18 protein-coding genes are annotated in these 21207 nt (G+C 35.1%); 11 read left to right on the top strand and 7 right to left on the bottom strand.

Annotation, left to right across the window (positions count from 1 at the left end):
- Nucleotides 1-2: 2 nt before the first annotated feature.
- Genes dapA through AC0GLR_RS00285 form a run of 3 tightly spaced genes read left to right on the top strand, consistent with a single transcriptional unit; the run spans nt 3 to nt 2754 of the window.
- On the top strand, nt 3-887 hold the full coding sequence (dapA, locus tag AC0GLR_RS00275; protein WP_495604837.1) for a 4-hydroxy-tetrahydrodipicolinate synthase: 885 nt from the start codon (nt 3-5) through the stop codon (nt 885-887).
- Nucleotides 880-1659, top strand: coding sequence for a 4-hydroxy-tetrahydrodipicolinate reductase (gene dapB, locus AC0GLR_RS00280; protein ID WP_495604838.1), 780 nt, complete (start codon nt 880-882; stop codon nt 1657-1659). The genes dapA and dapB overlap by 8 nt, the downstream gene beginning before the upstream one ends.
- 12 nt (nt 1660-1671) lie before the next feature.
- Entirely contained in the window at nt 1672-2754 is a 1083-nt protein-coding gene (locus AC0GLR_RS00285) for an aspartate-semialdehyde dehydrogenase (RefSeq protein ID WP_495604839.1), read from the top strand.
- A gap of 197 nt (nt 2755-2951) precedes the next feature.
- Here AC0GLR_RS00285 and AC0GLR_RS00290 read toward each other — a convergent pair whose 3' ends face one another.
- From AC0GLR_RS00290 to AC0GLR_RS00300, 3 genes are all read right to left on the bottom strand, one after another.
- Complete coding sequence (locus AC0GLR_RS00290) at nt 2952-3455, bottom strand: PadR family transcriptional regulator (protein WP_495604840.1); 504 nt, start codon at nt 3453-3455, stop codon at nt 2952-2954.
- On the bottom strand, nt 3445-5154 hold the full coding sequence (locus AC0GLR_RS00295) for an MFS transporter (RefSeq protein WP_495604841.1): 1710 nt from the start codon (nt 5152-5154) through the stop codon (nt 3445-3447). The genes AC0GLR_RS00290 and AC0GLR_RS00295 overlap by 11 nt, the downstream gene beginning before the upstream one ends.
- A 181-nt stretch (nt 5155-5335) precedes the next feature.
- On the bottom strand, nt 5336-6157 hold the full coding sequence (locus AC0GLR_RS00300; protein WP_495604842.1) for a LysR family transcriptional regulator: 822 nt from the start codon (nt 6155-6157) through the stop codon (nt 5336-5338).
- A 116-nt stretch (nt 6158-6273) separates the two neighbouring features.
- Here AC0GLR_RS00300 and AC0GLR_RS00305 point away from each other — a divergent pair, with 116 nt between their 5' ends.
- The 5 genes from AC0GLR_RS00305 to AC0GLR_RS00325 all read left to right on the top strand — a co-directional run bounded on the left by AC0GLR_RS00305 (nt 6274) and on the right by AC0GLR_RS00325 (nt 10935).
- Complete coding sequence (locus AC0GLR_RS00305) at nt 6274-7281, top strand: YeiH family protein (RefSeq protein WP_495604843.1); 1008 nt, start codon at nt 6274-6276, stop codon at nt 7279-7281.
- A 462-nt stretch (nt 7282-7743) separates the two neighbouring features.
- Nucleotides 7744-8388: an amino acid ABC transporter permease gene (locus AC0GLR_RS00310; RefSeq protein ID WP_495604844.1), complete on the top strand. Its 645-nt coding sequence runs from the start codon at nt 7744-7746 to the stop codon at nt 8386-8388.
- Nucleotides 8389-8400: 12 nt separating this feature from the next.
- Complete coding sequence (locus tag AC0GLR_RS00315; RefSeq protein WP_495604845.1) at nt 8401-9039, top strand: amino acid ABC transporter ATP-binding protein; 639 nt, start codon at nt 8401-8403, stop codon at nt 9037-9039.
- Between the two features lie 13 nt (nt 9040-9052).
- Nucleotides 9053-9871, top strand: a complete 819-nt coding sequence (locus AC0GLR_RS00320) for an amino acid ABC transporter substrate-binding protein (RefSeq protein ID WP_495604846.1) — start codon at nt 9053-9055, stop codon at nt 9869-9871.
- A gap of 257 nt (nt 9872-10128) precedes the next feature.
- Nucleotides 10129-10935: a manganese catalase gene (locus tag AC0GLR_RS00325; protein ID WP_495604847.1), complete on the top strand. Its 807-nt coding sequence runs from the start codon at nt 10129-10131 to the stop codon at nt 10933-10935.
- 145 nt (nt 10936-11080) lie between these two features.
- Here the strand turns inward: AC0GLR_RS00325 and AC0GLR_RS00330 are convergent, their stop codons facing one another.
- Both AC0GLR_RS00330 and AC0GLR_RS00335 read right to left on the bottom strand, forming a co-directional pair.
- A complete protein-coding gene (locus tag AC0GLR_RS00330; protein WP_495604848.1) occupies nt 11081-12457 on the bottom strand; it encodes an amino acid permease in 1377 nt (458 codons plus the stop codon).
- A gap of 154 nt (nt 12458-12611) precedes the next feature.
- Nucleotides 12612-14162, bottom strand: a complete 1551-nt coding sequence (locus AC0GLR_RS00335) for a multicopper oxidase family protein (protein ID WP_495604849.1) — start codon at nt 14160-14162, stop codon at nt 12612-12614.
- Between the two features lie 155 nt (nt 14163-14317).
- On the opposite strand from AC0GLR_RS00335, the gene AC0GLR_RS00340 reads away from it, so the two are divergent.
- Nucleotides 14318-14914, top strand: a complete 597-nt coding sequence (locus AC0GLR_RS00340) for a DUF1054 family protein (protein WP_495605388.1) — start codon at nt 14318-14320, stop codon at nt 14912-14914.
- Between the two features lie 67 nt (nt 14915-14981).
- Here the strand turns inward: AC0GLR_RS00340 and gnd are convergent, their stop codons facing one another.
- Both gnd and zwf read right to left on the bottom strand, forming a co-directional pair.
- Entirely contained in the window at nt 14982-16412 is a 1431-nt protein-coding gene (gene gnd, locus AC0GLR_RS00345) for an NADP-dependent phosphogluconate dehydrogenase (protein WP_495604850.1), read from the bottom strand.
- Nucleotides 16413-16521: 109 nt separating this feature from the next.
- Entirely contained in the window at nt 16522-18006 is a 1485-nt protein-coding gene (gene zwf / locus AC0GLR_RS00350; RefSeq protein ID WP_495604851.1) for a glucose-6-phosphate dehydrogenase, read from the bottom strand.
- Between the two features lie 237 nt (nt 18007-18243).
- Between zwf and AC0GLR_RS00355 the strand changes: the two genes are divergently transcribed.
- A complete protein-coding gene (locus tag AC0GLR_RS00355; protein WP_495604852.1) occupies nt 18244-19968 on the top strand; it encodes an alpha-glucosidase in 1725 nt (574 codons plus the stop codon).
- A gap of 256 nt (nt 19969-20224) precedes the next feature.
- The gene (locus AC0GLR_RS00360) at nt 20225-21055 is read left to right on the top strand and encodes a LysM peptidoglycan-binding domain-containing protein (RefSeq protein WP_495604853.1); all 831 of its coding nucleotides are present in this window, start codon (nt 20225-20227) and stop codon (nt 21053-21055) included.
- Nucleotides 21056-21207: the final 152 nt, after the last annotated feature.

Consider the following 21207-nt stretch of genomic DNA (forward strand, 5'->3'; position numbering starts at 1 on the left):
ATATGTTTGAAAATACAGATATTATTACAGCCTTAGTCACCCCGTTTGATTGCCATAATCAGATTAACTACGATGCCTTACAAAAATTAGTTGATCGCTTGTTAAGTGAAGGCGGTAACGGATTTTTGATTGGTGGAACAACTGGTGAAACACCAACTTTAACTCATGATGAAAAGATTGATCTTTATCAACACTTTGTCAAGATTGTAGCTGGAAGAGCACCAATTATCGCTGGAACTGGTAGTAACAGTACAGCTGCTACCATTGAGTTTACCCAAGAAGTTAGCAAGATTGACGGGATTGATGCTGCTTTGGTCGTAGTTCCTTACTATAACAAGCCGGATCAAATTGGAATGAAGGCACACTTTAAAGCAGTTGCTGATGCGTCTGATTTACCAATCATTATGTATAATATTCCTGGACGAACTGGAGTAACGATGGATGTTAAAACAATTGTTGAATTGAGTCAATATCCTAATATTGTCGGAGTTAAACAATGTGGCACTTTACCAGAATTTGAAGAATTAGTGGAAAAAACTCCGACTGATTTTCTTGTTTACACAGGTGAAGATCCACAGGCATTATTTACGCGAACAATTGGCGGAAGTGGAGTTATTTCAGTTGCTTCTCACTTATATATGCCAGAAATGCGAGAAATGTTTGATGCAATGGATCATGATTTAACTCGTGCCGGACAATTACAACGTTATTTAACTCCAAAAATGCAGGCTTTGTTTATGTATCCATCTCCATCCCCAGTTAAGTTTATGCTGTCACGGAATGGTCTGAATGTAGGTGGGTGCCGTTTACCCATCACTAATTTAGAAGAAGCAGAACAACAAAAGTTATTGCAAGCACTTGGAGAAAAGGAGTCAACCAATGGTTAAAGTATTAGTTTCTGGGTTTCGCGGGGCAATGGGCACAAAAGCCGTCAAAATGATTACCGCTGATTCCGATTTAAAGTTAGTTGGTGTTTATAGTCCAAATGTTAATCCCAAGGATGCTGTTAAATATGATTTACCTAATGACTGTAAAATTTTCAATCATTTAGATGAAATTGAAACGGATGCACAAGTCTGGGTTGATTTTTCAACACCGGACGGGGCATTTGAAAATGCTAAATTTGCCTTAGAACACCACATGATTCCTATTATTGGAACCAGTGGTTTAGGCGATCAAGCGGTGAATGAATTACAAAAAATAGCCCAACAAAATCATGTTAATGGATTAATTGTCCCAAACTTTGGTTTGTCAGCAGTCTTGTTGATGCAATTTGCTAAACAAGCTGCCAAGTATTTCCCAGATGCAGAAATTATCGAAATGCATCATGCTGATAAAGCTGATTCACCTTCTGGGACAGCAATTAATACTGCTAAACTGATTGTTGAAGGACGTGAGGCAGATGGTCAAAAAAACGAAAAAGAAATTGAAACAATGCCGGGTACCCGTGGAGCTGATTATCAAGGGGTTCATATTCATGCCGTTCGACTGCCAGGATACGTTGCCCATGAGCAAGTATTGTTCGGTGGAACAGGCGAAGCGTTAACCATTCGTCAAGATTCGTTTGATCGAGAATCATTCATGCATGGATTAAACATTGCCATTAAAAATGTTGATAAATTAAATGGATTTGCAGTTGGTCTTGAAAATGTTTTATAAAAGAGGATAGTAATGAAAAAATATAATGTAGCAATTTTAGGTGCCACCGGTGCAGTTGGAACAAGAATGATTGAACAATTGGAACAATCGTCAATTCCAGTCAATCAAGTGAAATTATTGGCTTCAAAACGTTCAAGTGGTAAAGTTTTACAATATGATGGTAAAGATATTGTCGTTGAAGAAACCACTCCGGAATCTTTTGATGATGTTGATATCGTACTCGCATCTGCTGGTGGAGCTGTTTCGAAGAAATTTTTGCCCGAAGCAGTTAAACGTGGAGCTGTGGCAGTTGATAATACTAGTGCCTTTCGTATGGATCCTGAAGTTCCATTGGTTGTGCCTGAAGTTAACGAACAAGCAGTTTACGATCATAAAGGAATTATCGCTAATCCTAACTGTTCTACCATTCAGATGGTAGTTGCGTTGCAACCAATCAAGAAAGCAGCTGGTTTAAAACAAGTTATTGTATCTACATATCAAGCTGGTTCTGGTGCTGGTCAAACTGCTATTCAAGAATTAGATGATGAAGCACAACAACATCTAGACGGTGAAAAAATGACTGCAAATATTTTCCCTGTCAAAGGGGAAAAACATCATTATCCTTTAGCTTTTAATTTGTTACCCCAAATTGACGTGTTTGAAGAAGATGGTTCAACTCATGAAGAATGGAAAATGGTTCATGAAACCAAGAAGATTATGGCAGGCGATATGAACTCGGATGCTATCAAAGTTAATGCAACTTGTGTGCGAGTTCCAGTTGTGATTGGTCATGGTGAATCAGTTTTCTTTGAAGTGGAAGATAATAGCAAATTAGACACTGCTAAAGTACAAGAATTAATCAAGAATGGAGACGGATTAGTCTTACAAGATGATCCAGCCCAGCAATTATATCCACAACCAATTAATGCTGAAGGTCATACTGAGACTTTTGTGGGTCGAGTTCGTGAGGATCCAGAAAATCGTGGCAGTTATAACATGTGGGTTGTTGCAGATAACTTGCTAAAAGGTGCGGCTGCTAATACTGTGCAAATTGCAGAAAAATTAGTAGAACATGATTTAGTTCGTGTGCCTGAAAATTATTATGGCAAAGAATAAATATAATTAAAAACAGCTTCTGTCTGAAAAATTTCAGACGGGAGCTGTTTTTTAAAACTTATTTTTAGTAGCTAAAATTGTTGAAAACACAGATTCAGAAGATTTAATGAAAATACATTCAATAAAATTGATAGCGACAAGCAAGAGTTATTAATATAAAGAGTGTGTAGTTTAAAAATTATTGTTTCATAAAAGATTTATATCAAATTTTCTAACTCCTTAAGCATTAATTTACGTTGCTTAATCCCTAAATCTAATGTAAACAGTTGATATTTCGTGATTTCAGATAGATTTAAATTTTTTCGTAAAGTCTGTAATTCTTTAATTCCATTTAATTGTTCGTTGATTTCCGTTTTAATTAGATTTTCTCGTTCAGTTTTAGATAAATCACCACTGTAAAAAAGGTGCACCATGAAATCAGATTTAATTTTCCTTGGCTCTACTGGAGTGTGTAAATATTCAGCAAAATCTTTTCTCCCGCTATCAGTAATTGAATAAATTTTTTTGTCAGGCTTTCCATTTTGTTCAACAATTTTAAATACTACTTTCCCAGCGTTAGTTAGTTTATGCAAAATAGGGTAAATACTACCAAAAGAAGCGTTATAAAAATTACTAAAAATTGATGAAAATTTTTCTTTGATTTCATATCCAGTCGCTGGTTTTTCATTTAAAATTCCAAGAATAATATCGTCACTTTTCATGGTTCTTTCTCCTTAAATTAAGTGGTTTAATTGGTAAAAAGAATACTAAAATTGCAAGAATAAAAGCAAATGGGGCAACATATAAATATAGATGAGTAAATGCTTTAACATAATATTGCTTAATATTCTTTTGGAGGCTTTTAACGATTGTAACAATTATTAGTAAACGATTAATAACTAATTTAGAAATTTGTTGTTTTATTTTAGTTTGAATCGAAATTGGTAGATTAGTTGGTAAATGATTAGTAACTAAATAATGTTGATATTTTTGCTTAATTATTTTCGTTTTATTATTCATAATTATAGCAGATTGATCTTTTGCAGTTTGAGTTTTTGGTTGTTCATTAAGTCGATTTTGGTTTTTTTGGATGATATCATTTTTAATTGAATTTGAAGCATGAATTTTATTAATTTGATTATGCATATCTTTCATTGATTGCTTTTTGGCAGATTCTAAATTGAAGTTTAGGCAACTAATAAAAATTGCAACAGCTAGAACCGTCCCAAGTTGACGAAGAACCCCAATTACACTTTGCGAAGTCGTTAGTTGATTACCCTTGAATTCAGCAGTTGATAATACACTAATTGGTCCTACTAACAAACCATATCCAGCACCAACTAAACAACAGGAGCATAAATATAAAGGATAATTTATTGAATTATTCAGCATTGAGAATCCTAAATATCCTAATCCTAAGCTAATAAAGCCTAATGACAATAAATACTTTGAATTTATTTTGCTGATTAGAAGACCAGCCATTGGAGATAAAATAAAAATCATTATACTAGCTGGAGTGATTAATAATGCTGATTCAAAAGCTGTTTTGTTAAACAAATTTGTAAAAAAAGTTGGCATGATAACCATAAAACCAACTAATAAAAATTGTCCAACTAAGGTTGAAATAGCTGACAAATTAAAATTACTATTTCTAAATAATTTGAAATCAATCATAGGAACATTGGTATTCTTTTCCCATAGGTAGAAAAGAAATGCTGAGATCACAAAAATAATGGTTAACAACAAAATTCGATAATCAAATCCCCAAAAACGAATTTGAATTAACGCCATAGTTAAGGAAAACAGACCAATTATAGTTAATGAAGATCCAATCCAATCAATTTTATTATTTTCTTTTTCAATATGTTTAGGTAGATAAATCCAGCAAATCAAAAGAGAAACTAAGCCAATTGGAATGTTAATTAGAAAAATAGAGCGCCAACCAAGATATTCAGTAATAAAACCACCAATGGTTGGCCCTAATGCTGCAGCAGCACCTTGAGTAATTCCCATAAAAAGAGTTGCTTGATTTTTATTTTCATCTACCTGAGTTGAGATGCCTAAATCCATACTAAGTGGAAACAGAATGGCAGCTCCTAGACTTTGTAAAATTCTCCCAAATATTAAAATTTCGATATTTTGACTCATTCCACTAATAAGCGATCCGATTACAAAAATTAATAAAGCAGTAAGATAAAATATTTTTTTACCATAAATGTTAGCTAATCTACCTAATGGAATACAAGTTGCTGCAAAAATGATTGTATACGCGTTCAAAGCCCAGGAAATATTAGTCAGGTTAGTATGTAAACTAATCTGAATTTCAGGTAATGCAATATTCATAATAGTTGTATCTAACATTACGATGAAAATTCCAATACACATTGCAAATAATATAATACTTGATTTTTTGATTCTCATTTTAGCCTCCATTTTATATAAATAAGATTAATATAAATTATATTTATATAAAATGAAAAAGTCAATGTTATTTTTGGATTAAAAATCAAATAAAAAAGTATCATCATAAAAACTGAAAAAATAATAGTTTTTATGATGATACTTTTTAAATAGTAAATTGATTTAATATTCAATTATTTAGCTAAAATTGGGTCAACAAACTAACTTTAATTTGTTGTTTAAGATTATTTAATTCAGCAGCTTGATATTCAATAGCAGATACAAAATAAAATGAACGCTGAAAGCCGGCATCTAATTTAACGCTGGGAACATGATTCGGAAGTACTAACTTTGAGATAATCGACTGACCAATACCAGCTTGTAAAAACTGTAAAATCAATTCATTGTTGGCTAATGTCATTGAATGTTGTGGTTTTAAATTATTTTGCTTAAGGTATTGATCCGTAAAGTGACGAACTCCTGAACCTGATTCCCGAAGTAGCCATAAATCACTTTTGAGATTACCAGCACGAACTAGTTGGTCCTGAAAAAATGCCTGACGTTCTAAACCAGGAGTCACTAGCGGTTTTTCAATAAATCCAAATTGATATTCATGAGATTGAATTTTTTTGACAATTTGAGTCGAATTATCCATTTGCAGCGTAATTGACACATTCTTAGGAATTTTTAATTTTTTGAAAATATCGGCAATCAGACTTTCAGCAATTGTATTAGAGACTCCAATTTGGCACTTGATTTGCGCCTGATCATGATTTCTTAAATTATCAGCTAATTGTTGCTCTGCTTCAAAAAGCGGTAGACCTTGTTTATATAATTCTACTGCTGCCCGAGTGGGCTGAATCTCACGTTTACCTTTTCGTTCAAAGAGTTTCACACCTAAACTAGTTTCTAACTGTTTAATCTGTTGAGAAACAGTTGATTGTGATATAAATAATTGCTGGGATGATTTGGTAAAGTTGCCGGTTTCATATACACTTTTAAAAACTGAAAAATATTTGATCATTTTGACCACCTATCGATATATCCAATAATAACTATCTTTTTTATCTATTTCTCTAATCAAAAATATGTTGTTATCATTAATTATGTCATAAAGATATCACAAAAAGGAGAAAATCGATGACCAAAATTAAAGTTATTATTCCTGGATTGTTAGTTTCATTTGTAATTGCAATTGTTAGTCAGTTATTAACCAATATAATTCCTAACTTAGGTGGAGCGACAATTGCTATTATTTTAGGGATTATCCTTGGCAATACTTTTATTAAACAGCCTGTTTTACAAAAAGGGACTCATTATGCGGAAAAAGCTCTGTTGGAATATTCGGTTGTTTTGCTAGGTTTAACTATTAGTTTTCAAACGATTACTAAAGTCGGATGGCAAGGATTTGTACTGATTGTTATTCAAATGGCAATTACTATTATTGGAGCAATCATGATTGGGAAAGCCTTACATTTTAAAGAAGGAATTTATTTGTTAATGGCAGGTGGAAATGCTGTGTGTGGTTCATCAGCAATTGCTTCCATTTCACCAGTAATTGATGCCGACGACAAAGATAAAGAAATGGTAATTACATTGGTTAACCTGTTAGGAACAATTTTGATGTTGTCTCTTCCAATCATTGGTAGTTTAGTTTTTGGCACCAACAACGTTGAAAAAGGAGCATTAATTGGCGGAACCGTTCAATCAGTTGGACAAGTTATTGCAAGTGCTAGTATGGTTAATCAGTCCACGATTGATTTTGCTACCATCTTTAAAATTATGCGAATTATTTTGTTAGTGGTTGTAGTATTGATTTTTGGCTGGATGCACAAAAGGAAGATTGCAAATGAACTAGAAGCAGATGCCCAGATTAGTGGCAACGGTCATGGAAACATGGTTCCATGGTATGTAATTGGTTTCTTTGTTTTCTGTATTTTGAATAGTTGTTTACACTTACCCACTTTAATTGGAACTTCTGCTCATACACTTAGTAGCTGGTGTGAAATTACTGCGTTAGCTGCAATTGGACTCCGACTTGATTTAAAACAATTCTTCACTTCAGGAAAGAAGTTTATGGTTTATTGTTTAGGAGTGGGGACTATCCAGGTTGTGACTGTCATTATTTTGATTTTGATTTTCTTATAACTTTTGGATAAAGACGTATTATGTAAATTATGGATAGATTTATGTTCGTGAATAATTGCATTAAATATTTTTAATATTGGTCTTTATTCATCACGTTACGAACGATTTGTCAAAAAAATCAATTTAATGGTTGACAAAATTCTGATTTCAATTTAGTATACAAATCAAAGATATGAACGAAAGAGTAACCAAATGCTGAATGTACAGAAAGTCACAGGAGTTGAAAAGTGACCATTCACTGAGGCGAACCACACTCGTGATGATCCAGTATATTCTAGAAATTACTCGGTTTGCTCCGTTAAGAGCTGTGCCTTATTTACTAGTAAGGTGCCTGAGTAGATGGTAGTAATGCTATCTAAAATAGAGGTGGAATCACGAACAAATCGTCCTCAAGTTGTCATTTAATTGATAACTTGGGGACTTTTTTGTTTGATTCCAAAATTGAATTAAATGGAGCTAATTATGAATTATATTTATCAAGTTTTACCGAGTCTGTTAGATGGGCTCAAGATGACACTAGGTGTGTTTATTTTAACTTTGCTTTTTGCGTTGCCATTAGGAATAGTAGTTGCAATTTTACAAAAGTCTTCATTACGCATTATTCGGTGGATTGTTGATGTTTACATCACAATTATGCGAGGGACACCTTTGTTACTACAAATTGTGTTTGTGTACTATGGCTTGAGTTTGGCGAACATTGTGACCCTGCCCCGCTTTGAAGCAGCTGTATTTACTTTCGTGTTAAATTATGCGGCTTACTTTGCCGAAATCTTTCGTGGCGGGATGCAGTCGGTTGCACAAGGACAATATGCTGGTGCTAAAGTTTTAGGATTTAATCGGTTGCAGACCTTGCGTTATATTACCCTTCCCCAAGTAGTCAAAACAGTTATGCCATCCGTTGGAAACGAAGTAATTAATTTGGTAAAAGATACCTCTTTAGTTTATGTAATTGGACTTGGTGATATGATGCGTGCTGGAAACATTGCAGTGGCACGAGATGTTACTTTGATTCCATATCTGTTAGTTGGAGCAATGTATTTATTATTGACGATTATGTTAACCGTTGGAATGCGGTCCATCGAAAAACGACTCAATTATTATCGTTAGGAAGGAAAAATTATGCTAACAATTAAAAATTTAAAGAAAACATATAATCAGAAAACTATCTTTCAAAATTTGAATTTAACGGTTCCCAATGGGGGGATTTTAACTGTAGTCGGGCCTTCTGGAATTGGAAAAACGACTTTTTTAAATATTTTAGCTGGTTTGACAGCGGCCGATGCTGGAGAAATAATTTTAGATGGCAAGCAGTTAGAATTAGATCCGCGACGGAAAAGTACCGACGTGGGTGTTATTTTTCAGGATTTTAATCTTTTTCCCCAATATACAGTGACAGAAAATATCACTTTAGCTCCTAAAGTTGTTAAAAAAGAGCAACCAGCTCAATATCAAAAACAGAGTAATCAGTTACTTGCTGAATTGGACTTGAGTGATAAAAAAGATTCCTATCTATTTCAGCTTTCTGGGGGACAAAAACAACGAGTAGCCATTGCTAGAGCATTAGCTATGAATCCAGGTATATTAGCTTATGACGAACCTACTTCCGGATTAGATGAAAAGGCGACTGAACGAGTAACCGAAGTCATTCAAAAACTCCAACAGCGCGGCGTAACTCAGATTGTAGTTACTCATGATTTACCCTTTGCCAAAAGTTTGGCTGGAGAAGTTTTAGATTTTGGGAAAGACGTGGAGCGTTAGAAAGGAAACATTAATGACTTCGAAACGAAAAAAATTGCTTGGTAATCTTTTGGTTCTTGTTTTACTAATATTAGTGGCTGGAACAATTTGGTATCGTTTTAACCATCGTATTGATAGTTGGAGCAGTCTGAAACATGAAAAGACACTTAAGATTGGGATTGACGATACTTTTGTGCCAATGGGATTTCGAGATAAACACAACAAGTTGGTTGGCTATGATGTTGAAATGGCACAGGCAGCCTGTAAAAAGCTGGGATTAAAACCAGAATTTCAAGTCATTGATTGGTCAATGAAAGAAACTGAATTAAATACGCATCATATTGATGCGATTTGGAATGGCTACACCGTTACGCCCGAGAGAAAGCAACACGTTGCTTTTACAAATGGGTATCATCGTACAGGACAAGTTTTATTGACTCGAGCGGATTCTGGAGTAAATGAATCAAAAGATATGCGTGGCAAACAACTAGGAGTACAATCCGGATCATCTGGTTTCACTTTATTTCAACAAGATCCCAGGGCTTTGAAACAATATTTAACCAGTAAGCCAATTCAGTATGATACTTTTGACAAGGCAATTAATGATGTCAAAGTTAAACGATTGGATGCAGTTCTAATTGACGAAGATTATGCTCGGTATTATTTATCACACAATCAGCAAACCATTCCGTTAAGAATTGTGAAAACAACTTTCCCACCTGATGAAATGGCAGTAGGAGTTCGAAAAGAAGATAAGACTCTACGCCACAAATTAAATTGGGCAATCGCAGAACTTCGTCGGGATGGAACCGAACAACGATTGGCACGGAAATATTTTGGAAAAACTGATTAATTAACTATTAGAACATTTAAGTAAAGAAAATCCACCATTTTTAGGCTTATTTTATTTAAAGATGCTGCACTAGAAATTTAGAATGATTGGTTGGAATTTTACCTCAATAAAATAAATAATCCGTATTATATTTCAAAAATGAAATATTTTACTATGATAATTAAGCCTTATATGATATATTTAATTGTACGCAATAATGTTTTACAAAATACATGTATTTTGGTTATTATCTATTAATTTATGAAAGAGGTATCTTTATGTTTAAACACACAAGAAAACTACAATACAATGCCAAACCTGATCGTCCAGATCCAATTATGGCAAGACGTTTGCAAGAAGCTCTTGGTGGACAATGGGGCGAAACAACCGGTATGCTATCTTATCTTTCTCAAGGTTGGGCATCAACTGGTGACGAAAAGTATAAAGATTTATTGTTAGACACTGGAACTGAAGAACTTGCTCACATTGAAATGATATCAACTATGATTGGTTATCTATTAGAAGATGCTCCATTTTATAAAAATAAAGAAACATTGAAACAAGATCCTTCCCTAGCTGCAACGATGGCTGGAATGGATCCGGAACATGCATTAGTTCACGGACTAAATGCTAGTTTAAATAATCCTAATGGAGTTGCTTGGAATGCCGGTTATACTACTTCAAGTGGGAACTTGGTTGCTGATATGAGATTTAATGTAGTTCGAGAATCAGAAGCAAGATTACAAGTAAGCCGCCTTTACTCAATGACTGAAGACGAAGGCGTTCGTGATATGCTTAAATTTTTACTTGCTCGTGAAACCCAACATCAATTACAATTTATGAAAGCACAGGAAGAACTTGAAGAAAAATATGGTGTAGTTGTTCCTGGTGACATGAAAGATATCGAACATAGTGAGTTTAGCCACGTTCTAATGAATTTCTCTGATGGTGAAGGATCACGTGCCTTTGAAGGTCAAGTTGCTAAAGATGGAGAAAAGTTCACTTATCAAGAAAATCCAGAAGCTATGGGTGGAATTCCTAAAGTTAAACCTGCTGATCCACAATTACACAATGATCAAGGATAATTAAAAAAAAATTATTTATTGTGATTTTATTATAATAAAACACCTTCTTAGAAATTTTCTAAGAAGGTGTTTTGTATAGTAACGTCTTTTTTAAGGTAAATTATTTGTATGGATTTATTAGATGGTAAACTGGTGTAATTTTTATTTATTTTAAAGCAGCTTTTCGCTTATTTCTACGAATCTGAACAAAGTATAATGATCCAATCCAAATTAGCGAACCAATCAGGGCGATCAAGGAACTGGTTTTAAATAACAATACAATTGCTACAAAAACTAGAAATACTAATACTAAATAACTTGAGAAAGGATATAGTGGCATTTTGAAAATCAATTTATCAGCTGTGCCATCTTTATCAACTTGTTTGCGATATTTCATTTGCGCTAAAATAATGAGCGCCCACATAAACAAAAAGAGGGTAGTTGAGATACTAGCGATAAACACGAAGACACCTTTTGGAATAATCACATTTAATAATGTAGCAATTCCAACTACCAAGATAGAAAAAGTAATTGCGTTTTGTGGAATTCGACGTTTGGAAAGAGTTCCTAATTTGTTAGCGAATTTATTATCACTTCCGTTAGTTAAGGAAAACAACATTCGTCCTGTTGTATAAATTGATGAGTTACAAGCAGATGTAGCGGCGGTTAAAACTACGAAGTTAACTATACCGGCTGCACCAGTAATACCAATATTTTTAAAGACTGCTACGAAAGGACTAGCATCTGGAGAAATAGATTGCCAAGGAATTACACACATGATGGCAGCTAAAGCCCCAATATAGAATAAAATGATTCTGAAAGGAACTGCATCAATAGCCTTAGGAATGACATGAACGGGATCTTTGGTTTCTCCCGCAGTCATTCCAATCATTTCAACACCAGTCAGTGAGAAAACAACCATTTGGAATGAAAGAGCAAACCCTTGCCAACCATGTCCAAAGAACTTGTGGCTGTATAAATTGCTGACTGAGGCATGTCCAGTTGGAGTTTTATAGTTGATTAATACTAAAACTACCCCAATTGCAATAATAGCTACGATGGCCACCACTTTAATTAAAGCAAACCAGAATTCGGTTTCACCATACGCTGCCACGTTAATCGTATTTAGAGCATAAATCAAACATAAGATTACTAGACCGGTTAGCCAAGACGGAATGTTTGGAAACCAAAAATTAATATAGATTCCCGCTGCCGTAACCTCGGCAATTGCCCCAATAATCCAACACATCCAATACGTCCAACCAGCAACAAAACCAGTAGTGGTTCCTAAAAAGTGAGCAATTGGTTCAATAAACGAGTTAGCTTCTAAATCAGATAATAATAAAGTACCTAAGGCTCGCATGATTAAGAAACAAATTACTCCAGTGATGGTATATGCTAATAAAATAGAAGGTCCGGTTAAACTAATAGATTCACCAGATCCTAAGAACAATCCAGTTCCAATGGTTCCACCGAGAGCAATCAACTGAATATGTCGATTTTTTAATCCCCGTACCATTTTACGATCATTTTTTTGTGCCATACTTGTTCCCCTTTAAATATTCATAAATTATATTTGAATTTTTATTATACTTTTAATTTTATCATGCACCGATATTTTATGTTAGATATTCTAAAACTAAAGCAAAAAAAGTTGCTCTCAACCTTGATTGAGAACAACTTTAATAATTAATTTATTAACACATATCCATGCCCATTTTTTTGTATGATTCCATACTTTTAATGACAAGTTGGTCTGGAAGACAATGACGTTCTTCAGCAAGAGCATCCAATAAAGTCTTCATATCCATTAATTTATATTTTTTATGTGGATCATCTTTAGTCCAAACTTGCAGCTGAGCCATCATCCCGCCATCTTCGTGTTCAATGATATGACAATGATACATAAAGATTCCAGGATAGTTAAACCGCATTTTAACTCGAACCGTTTCACCGGCATTTACGCCGATGGTATCTTTGTAGCCATGTTCATTTGGATAAGGAGCTTTTCCATTACGAGAGACTACCTTAAATTGACCACCGTGAGTATGATAAGGGTGAATCATTCCTCCACAACAATCATTAGTATTGGTAATATCCCAATATTCTGTCTTGCCAAGTTCCTGTCGATCATCAATTCGCATCATACCGAATTTTTTACCATTAATTTCTACTTCTTCATCCGTTCCAGACATTACTACTTGGTGAACTGGAGCATCTGGATCAACTTCAGGATAATCAATCTTGGTAAGTTGATTTGGAATTTCGGTGTTGTCAGGAGCAAATTCATGAATTTTGAATTTTAAAATTGGGGTGTCATCTGAATAAAGAGTAACTTCGTCGCCAGGTTTATATTTACCAAAGTCTAAGACTACTTCAGCACGTTCAGCACAAGTAATCATGAGTTTAGTCATGTAAACTGGTTCTGGCAAAATACCACCATCAGATGCTACTTGAATCATTACCATGTCATCACTTAAATGTAAACGCCATTCACGACGATTAGAACCATCTAAGAAACGAAGCCGAACTTTTTGAGTTGTAACATCAAAATAAGGGTTAACTGTTCCGTTGATCAAGGCAGTTTTTCCTTCAGTTCCATCGGGATCGTAATCTTTGTCATAATTCCATTGATTATTTTCATCAAATGTTCGATCTTGTAAAATAACAGGAATATCATCTACCCCATAGTTACGTGGTAATGGTAATTTGGCTTCTTCCTGGTCTTTAACAATTACGGGAGCAGCTAAACCGTGCCAAACATCCCATCCAGTTAATGGACATGGATGAGCGTGTAGCCATAACGTGGCAGCGGGCTGGTCGACTTTAAAGTTGATTTCACTAGGTTTGCCAGGAAAGACTGGGGCATGACATCCACCATCAACATAAGGACCGGGAACATCAAGACCATGCCAGTGAAAAGTAGTTAATTCTGGCAAAGTGTTTTTTAAAGTAACGTGGTAGTTTTTACCACTTTCATAAATAATTGTTTTACCTAGGAGACTTTGATTATAGCCCCAAGTTTTAGTTTTTTTGCCAGGTAGAATTTGAGTTTCACCTGGTTGTGCTTCAACTGTGTACCAAGTATCAGTTTCAGTTTCCTTATCGGGTTTCAGCACTTCGGGAATATTTAATTTGCTTTCGGGCGCGTCGGATACTTCTAATGGAATATAGCCGCCATCGTGATAATCATAAGCGGATTCATTAAAGAAATAGTTATTGTAAACTTTATGTTCTTTGTCAGTCATTGGTTTGACTTCCCTTCTTATTTACTACTTTTAGTTTACTACAATTATAATGTACGCGGAAAAGTTTAGTTTGTAAATAGGGAATACTTAAAGTGGTAGAATTACTATGGTTATTAACCATTGCAACTTTGATTTTAATGATACGAGGTGTAAAAATGTTTACTGATTCTGATTTTTTAGTTTTTAATGATCCCACGTTAGCGGGACGGATGGATAAAATTAGAGCAATCATTGATCCAAAATTTGAAAAAATGGCAGTTCCAATGATAAAAATTTTGGAGACAGCAACGGGTGAAAAGTGGTTTGCCCACATTGCCAAACATCGGATGCGGACTACTAATGCTCCTGATACTACTTGGGTTGCTTTTTCGATTAATAAACGAGGATATAAAATGCTTCCTCATTTTGAGCTTGGATTTTGGCGTGACAATCTCTATTTATATTTAGCGGTTGAAAGTAACATGAAACCTAAGCAAACGGATGTAATTTATCCTAAATTGAAAGCTCTAAGAAGAATAGTTGATCAATTACCAAACTACTTTGTCCTTAGCCAGAATCATATGATTAACCAAACAATGCCTATAACTAAATATGCTGAAGTTGTGGAACAATTTAAAAAAGTTAAAGCATTAGATGTGTTAATCGGCATCAAAATCAAACGTGGTGATAAGCGTTTTGAGACAAGAGAACTTGATGTTGATTTGCAAGAAGCGTTGAAGATTTTACTTCCATTATATGAAAAATTAGTATGATAATTATCCCAAATAAAAAAGAATCGACATATGTCGATTCTTTTTTATATTCTTGATAGAATAATTTTTATTGTTCTTCGTACCATGGGTAATGGAAGTTACCTGGACGGTCAGTACGTTCATAAGTATGAGCACCGAAGTAATCACGTTGAGCTTGTAATAAGTTAGCGGGAAGAACTTCTGAACGGTATGAATCAAAGTATGAAACAGCAGCTGCCAATGAAGGAACTGGAATACCATATTCAGTAGCAAAAGCTACAACTCGACGAGCTGAGTCTTGGTACTTGTTAGCAATGTCACCAAAGAATGGGTCCATTAACAAGTTCTTAAGATCAGGGTTCTTTTCAAAGGCTTTAGTAATTTCGTCTAAGAATTGAGCACGGATGATACATCCTTCACGCCAGATTTGAGCTAATTCGCCATACTTAAGGTTCCAGTCATGGTTATCTGAAGCCATACGCATTTGTTCGAAACCTTGAGCGTAACTCATGATTTTACCGAAGTATAATGCTTGACGTACATCTTCAACAATATCATCGCTACCAAACTTAGGTTCTTTAGATGGGCCATGAAGTACTTTAGATGCAGCAACACGTTCGTCTTTTAACATTGAAACGAAACGTGCGTAAACTGATTCAGTAATAACTGATTGAGGAGCACCTTCATCAAGAGCATCTTCTGAAGACCATTTACCAGTACCTTTGTTAGCACCACGGTCAAGAATTGCATCAACGATAGGTTTGTTCTTGTCGTCGCCAAGATCATCTTTTCTAGTTAAGATGTCAGCAGTAATTTCGATTAAGTAACTGTTAAGTTCGCCTTTGTTCCAATCTTTGAAGATTTTAGCAAGGTCGTCAACTGAGTAGCCAGCAGCATTTCTAAGAATGTTGTAACTTTCGTCAATTAACTCTTCGTCACCATATTCGATACCATTATGAACCATTTTTACATAGTGACCAGCACCGTTAGGGCCGATGTAAACAACACATGGTTTGCCATCTTCAGCTTTTGCAGCAATCTTTTCTAAGATAGGTGCTACACGGTCATAAGCTTCTTTTTGACCACCAGGCATAAGTGAAGGACCTTGTAAGGCACCAAGTTCACCACCAGATACACCCATTCCGATGAAGTTAACACCAGACTTAGCAAGTTCTTCGTTTCTTGCCATTGTGTCATGGAAGTTAGTGTTACCACCATCAATAAGAGTATCACCCTTATCAAGAAGTGGAAGAATTTCATTAATAACTGCGTCAGTTGGTTTACCAGCTTTAACCATCATTAAGATAGTACGTGGTTTTTCAATTGATTCAACAAAATCTTTAAGATTATATGCAGGGATCAAATGTTTGTCAGCATGATCCTTCATTACTTGTTCGGTCTTTGATGCGCTACGGTTGTAGATAGCTACGGTGTAACCGCGGCTTTCAATGTTAAGGGCAAGGTTTTTACCCATAACAGCCATACCAACAACTCCGATGTTTGCTTTTTTGTCAGCCATAATATACCTTCCTTTTTGTATACATGTTTTGTATTTCTAATACATACATAGTTTATCATTACATTTTAAAATTGTGAAATAGATTCACCCATTTTTTGAAAACGCTTTATTATCTAACGTTAGGGTAATACCAAGAGTTTCCATCACGAGCCAAGAGTTCATCAGCCGCCTTAGGACCCATCGAACCTGGTTTGTAGTTAGGGAAATCTGGTTGAGTAGTATCCCAAAGATGTTGAATAGGATCAACGAATTTCCAAGCAGCAGCTACTTCTGGCCAGCTAGCAAAGTAAGTTCCATCACCATTTAAGATGTCATGGAAAAGACGTTCATATGGAAGAGGCACTTCAGCAGCTCGTTCTGGTGATTGAACGTAATCCAAATCAACAGTTTCAGTATGGAAACCTTGTTCAGAATTTTTGGTATTGATATTTAAGACAATTCCCACTTTGGGATCAATCAATAATGATAGGACATTTGATTGTAATTCTTGAGGTTGTTTAGTTCCCTTAGCAAAAATATCAACTAGTGGCTTCTTGAATTCAATGTCAATTCGACCTTGTTTAGCAGCTAATTTTTTACCAGAGCGAACATAGAAAGGTGTTTGTCCCCAACGTGGATTATTGAAAACAATCTTTCCAGCAGCATAAGTGTCATTATTAGAATCCTTTGGAACTCCTGGTTCGTCACGATAGGCTGGAGAGCCATCGCCTGCGCCGTATTGCCCACGAACGAAGTTTTGCTTTACACCTTCAGCATCGTAAATTTCCATACTTTCCAATGCTTTAACTTTTTCTTTTCGAATCTCTGTATCAACAAAAGTATTGGGTTCTTCCATTGCTAAATAGCTAACAATTTGGAGAGCATGGTTTTGTATCATGTCACGAAGAGCACCAGCTGTATCATAATATCCAGCTCGATCTTCAACACCTAAGCTTTCAGCAAGAGTTACCTGCACATTTTTAATGAAGTTTTGATTCCATACTGATTCGATGATTGGATTGCCAAAACGAATAACAGGAATTGCCTGAGTTGTTTCTTTACCTAAATAATGATCAATTCGGTAAATTTGATTTTCATTAAAAGCACTCGTTAATTCATCGTTTAATTTTTTAGCTGACTCGTAGTCGCGGCCAAATGGTTTTTCAATTACTAAACGGTTGAAACCACCATTTTCAGATAAAACACGTTGATCTTTTAAGTTTTGGGCAACAATGCCAAAAAATTGAGGGGCCATAGAAACGTAGAAAATACGGTTACCTTCTAGTTCGTATTTTTTATCAAGGTCATCAGCAATTTTACGTAATTCTGCATAATGATCAAGGTTATTTACATTATGTGACTTCCAGTAGAAGTGGCTTGCAAATTCTTCAGCTTGTGCCTGGTCATCTGTTTCTGATGCAATAGAATCAATAATTTTTGCTCTAAATTCGTCATCAGTTAGTTCTTTTCGAGAGAGACCTACTAAGGCAAAATGTTTACTCAAACTACCTTTTTTGTAAAGATTAAAGATAGCTGGGTACAACTTCCGCAATGCAAGGTCGCCAGTACCGCCGAAAAGCATAAATAATGCTCGTGTTGGTGTTTCAGTTGCCATAACGTTCACTCCTTTTATAAAATTCTATACATACTAAAGAGTATACCAAATTCTAACATAATAAAAGGGGTTTGTTCCCTTGAATCGTCTAAATGTAACCGCTATCTTATAACGTGTTAAGATGGGGGCAAAAAACAACTGTTTAATTTTAATTGATGGCTATTTTTCATTAAAATTGCAGTTGTTTTTTGTTAGAATGATAATCTAACTAAATTATCACAAATAAAGGAGGTCAACATGTCAAAGCAAAATGAGACAACGGTTCAAGCTATACCACAGGATAATAAGTATTGGTGGAAGGATGAAGTGATTTATCAAATTTATCCACGTTCATTTCAGGATTCAAATGGCGATGGAATTGGTGATATCCAAGGAATCATTTCGCGTTTGGATTATATCCAGGGATTAGGAATAACAGCGATTTGGATTTCACCAATCTATAAATCACCGATGGTTGACATGGGTTACGATATTACTGATTATCAACAAATCGACCCTGTTTTTGGGACTATGGATGATGTTGATGAATTAATTAGCAAGGCTCGTGACCGAGGAATTAAGATTATTATGGATTTGGTTGCCAACCATACTTCTGATCAAAATGCCTGGTTTCAAGCTGCTTTACATGATCCTCAAAGTAAATATCGTGATTATTACATTTTTAAACATACAAATGACGGAAAAGCTCCAAATAATTGGCGAGGGACATTTGGTGGGTCAACATGGACTCCAGTTCCAGGCGAACCAGGAACATATTATTTCCATACTTTTGCAGCTGAACAACCAGATTTAAATTGGGAAAATCCCGAATTGCGTCAGGCTATGTATAAAATTATCAACTGGTGGCTAGAAAAAGGTATCGCCGGATTCCGACTGGATGCCATTACACAATTGAAAAAAGATTTAGATTGGTCTAGTCTGCCTGCTGATGGACGTGATGGTTTGGTTAATGTAGAACGAAAAGGACTTAATCGTCCAGGTCTTGGTAAGTTTTTACGTGAATTACGTGACGAAACTTTTGCAAAGTATAATGCAGTTACAATTGGAGAAGCCTATGGAGTTAAACCCGAAAATTTGTCTGAATTTGTCGGACCAAATGGCTATTTCTCGATGATTTTTGATTTTAGTTATTTGAATATTGATGTGGCTGATCCGAATGAATGGTATCGGAAAAATGATTGGCAAGTAGCTGACCTAGCCCACACAATGTTTTCAAGTCAACAATCAATTCAAGAAGCAAATGGTAATTTTGCAAATGTGATTGAAAATCATGACCAAAATCGGGCATTGACGAAATTCATTCAAGATCCAAACAGTAGAACACCAACAGCTGCCAAAGCATTGGCGACAATGTATTTCTTTTTACCAGGTGTTCCAATCATTTATCAAGGTCAAGAACTAGGAATGAAGAACTTTGAACGGACTAGTATTGATCAATTTAATGATGTTTCTTCATTAAATAACTATCAACGTGCATTAAACAATGGGTACTCTGATAAAGAGGCACTAAAATTTGTTAATTGGCGCTCACGAGATAACGCCAGAGTTCCAATGCAATGGGATGACAGTGAGACTGCTGGCTTTTCAACCCATGCACCTTGGCTTGCTCCTGGAAATCATCGTGCTGGAATCAATGTATATAATGAAGAAACTGATCCAAATTCTATTTTGAATTTTTACAAGAGAATTTTGCAAATTAGACAAAATCCACAATATAAGTCTTTATTTGTAGAAGGAAATTTACAACCACTTTCGTTGGCGGATAAAGATATCATTGGTTATGAGCGTAATTATCAAGCACAAAAAATAACCATTTTAGTTAATTTAAACAATCAAGTAGTTGATTTAGGACAGCAATTCATGGGTAAAGTGATTGTTGATTCACTGTCAAATCCTGCTGATTATCCGACAAACGTTGAGAAATTAGCACCATTTCAAGCAATAGCATTAAAATCGGAATAATATGAATTGCGTGTTTAGGTTCTTAAATTGAACTTAAACACGTTTTTTGTTGCAAAATGCAGCTTAATTCTGAGTTAAGTTACAAAATGTGTACTCTGTATTACATAATTACAAAAACGCGTTTTTTTTTAAACTGTCTGTAATCTGTTTGTAATGTAGAGCCTTTAACATGGGTATTGTTGATTGATTGACGAAATCAACATCAAATTAAAAATTAAATAAATAAGAAGAATTCAAAAAGGAGAGTAATATATATATGAAGTCAAAAGGTCTTAAGTCTATCGTTGCATTAAGTGCTGTATCATTGGGTGTTTTATTTGCCGGAGCAAACAGTGCTAACGCTTCAACTAAAGTAACTGTTCAATCAGGTGATACACTTTCAAAGATTGCTAAAACTTACAATGTTTCAATCCAAAGCTTACAAGAAGCTAACAAAATTCAAGATATTAACAGAATTTATGCTGGTGAAACATTTATCATTGGTAATGATGGTGATGTTCAAGTAGCTGCATCAAGTGCTCAAACTGCACCTGCTACTGTTAAAGCTCCAGTACAACAAGCACAACCAGTTCAAACTCAACAAGCTGCAAAGCCAGCAACAACAACTCCTGCAGCACAACCAGCTGAACAAGCTAAGCCAGCCCAAGCTGCTGCTCCAGTACAACAAGCACAACCAGCTGCTCAACCAGTTCAAACTCAACAAGCTGCAAAACCAGCAACAACAACTCCTGCAGCACAACCAGCTCAAACTGTAAAACCAGCTGCTCAACCAGTACAAAAACAACAAACAACTCAGGCAGTTGCAAAACCAGCCCAAGCTGCTGCTCCTGCAAAAACAGCTACTACTAATAATTCAGCTGCTGCAAACAATGATGGTTCATTAGATTCAATTGCTGCTGTTGAATCAGGTAACAACTACAACGCTCGTAATGGTCAATACATTGGTAAATACCAATTATCTTCATCATACTTAAATGGTGATTACTCACCAGCTAACCAAGAAGCAGTTGCACGTCAATACGCAATTAGTCGTTATGGTTCAGTTGCTAATGCTGTAGCTTACCGTAACTCACATAACTACTGGTAGGATTAAGTTTTAAACAATAAATTTTAATATTAAAAGGCCGAGATGAATCTGATTCATCTCGGCCTTTTTGTATGTAATAATTTTTTAATCTTATTCTAATTATTTTTGCTGAAATTAACAATATAAATCTGATTTTTAGAAATAATGATACT

This window comes from Fructilactobacillus sp. YLN 2412, from assembly GCF_059488745.1.

What these genes read in the sequence shown, in the direction of transcription:
- dapA (WP_495604837.1), top strand. Translation starts at nt 3, where the DNA reads ATGTTTGAAAATACAGATATTATTACAGCCTTAGTCACCCCGTTTGAT.
- dapB (WP_495604838.1), top strand. Translation starts at nt 880, where the DNA reads ATGGTTAAAGTATTAGTTTCTGGGTTTCGCGGGGCAATGGGCACAAAA.
- AC0GLR_RS00285 (WP_495604839.1), top strand. Translation starts at nt 1,672, where the DNA reads ATGAAAAAATATAATGTAGCAATTTTAGGTGCCACCGGTGCAGTTGGA.
- AC0GLR_RS00290 (WP_495604840.1), bottom strand. Translation starts at nt 3,455, where the DNA reads ATGAAAAGTGACGATATTATTCTTGGAATTTTAAATGAAAAACCAGCG.
- AC0GLR_RS00295 (WP_495604841.1), bottom strand. Translation starts at nt 5,154, where the DNA reads ATGAGAATCAAAAAATCAAGTATTATATTATTTGCAATGTGTATTGGA.
- AC0GLR_RS00300 (WP_495604842.1), bottom strand. Translation starts at nt 6,157, where the DNA reads ATGATCAAATATTTTTCAGTTTTTAAAAGTGTATATGAAACCGGCAAC.
- AC0GLR_RS00305 (WP_495604843.1), top strand. Translation starts at nt 6,274, where the DNA reads ATGACCAAAATTAAAGTTATTATTCCTGGATTGTTAGTTTCATTTGTA.
- AC0GLR_RS00310 (WP_495604844.1), top strand. Translation starts at nt 7,744, where the DNA reads ATGAATTATATTTATCAAGTTTTACCGAGTCTGTTAGATGGGCTCAAG.
- AC0GLR_RS00315 (WP_495604845.1), top strand. Translation starts at nt 8,401, where the DNA reads ATGCTAACAATTAAAAATTTAAAGAAAACATATAATCAGAAAACTATC.
- AC0GLR_RS00320 (WP_495604846.1), top strand. Translation starts at nt 9,053, where the DNA reads ATGACTTCGAAACGAAAAAAATTGCTTGGTAATCTTTTGGTTCTTGTT.
- AC0GLR_RS00325 (WP_495604847.1), top strand. Translation starts at nt 10,129, where the DNA reads ATGTTTAAACACACAAGAAAACTACAATACAATGCCAAACCTGATCGT.
- AC0GLR_RS00330 (WP_495604848.1), bottom strand. Translation starts at nt 12,457, where the DNA reads ATGGCACAAAAAAATGATCGTAAAATGGTACGGGGATTAAAAAATCGA.
- AC0GLR_RS00335 (WP_495604849.1), bottom strand. Translation starts at nt 14,162, where the DNA reads ATGACTGACAAAGAACATAAAGTTTACAATAACTATTTCTTTAATGAA.
- AC0GLR_RS00340 (WP_495605388.1), top strand. Translation starts at nt 14,318, where the DNA reads ATGTTTACTGATTCTGATTTTTTAGTTTTTAATGATCCCACGTTAGCG.
- gnd (WP_495604850.1), bottom strand. Translation starts at nt 16,412, where the DNA reads ATGGCTGACAAAAAAGCAAACATCGGAGTTGTTGGTATGGCTGTTATG.
- zwf (WP_495604851.1), bottom strand. Translation starts at nt 18,006, where the DNA reads ATGGCAACTGAAACACCAACACGAGCATTATTTATGCTTTTCGGCGGT.
- AC0GLR_RS00355 (WP_495604852.1), top strand. Translation starts at nt 18,244, where the DNA reads ATGTCAAAGCAAAATGAGACAACGGTTCAAGCTATACCACAGGATAAT.
- AC0GLR_RS00360 (WP_495604853.1), top strand. Translation starts at nt 20,225, where the DNA reads ATGAAGTCAAAAGGTCTTAAGTCTATCGTTGCATTAAGTGCTGTATCA.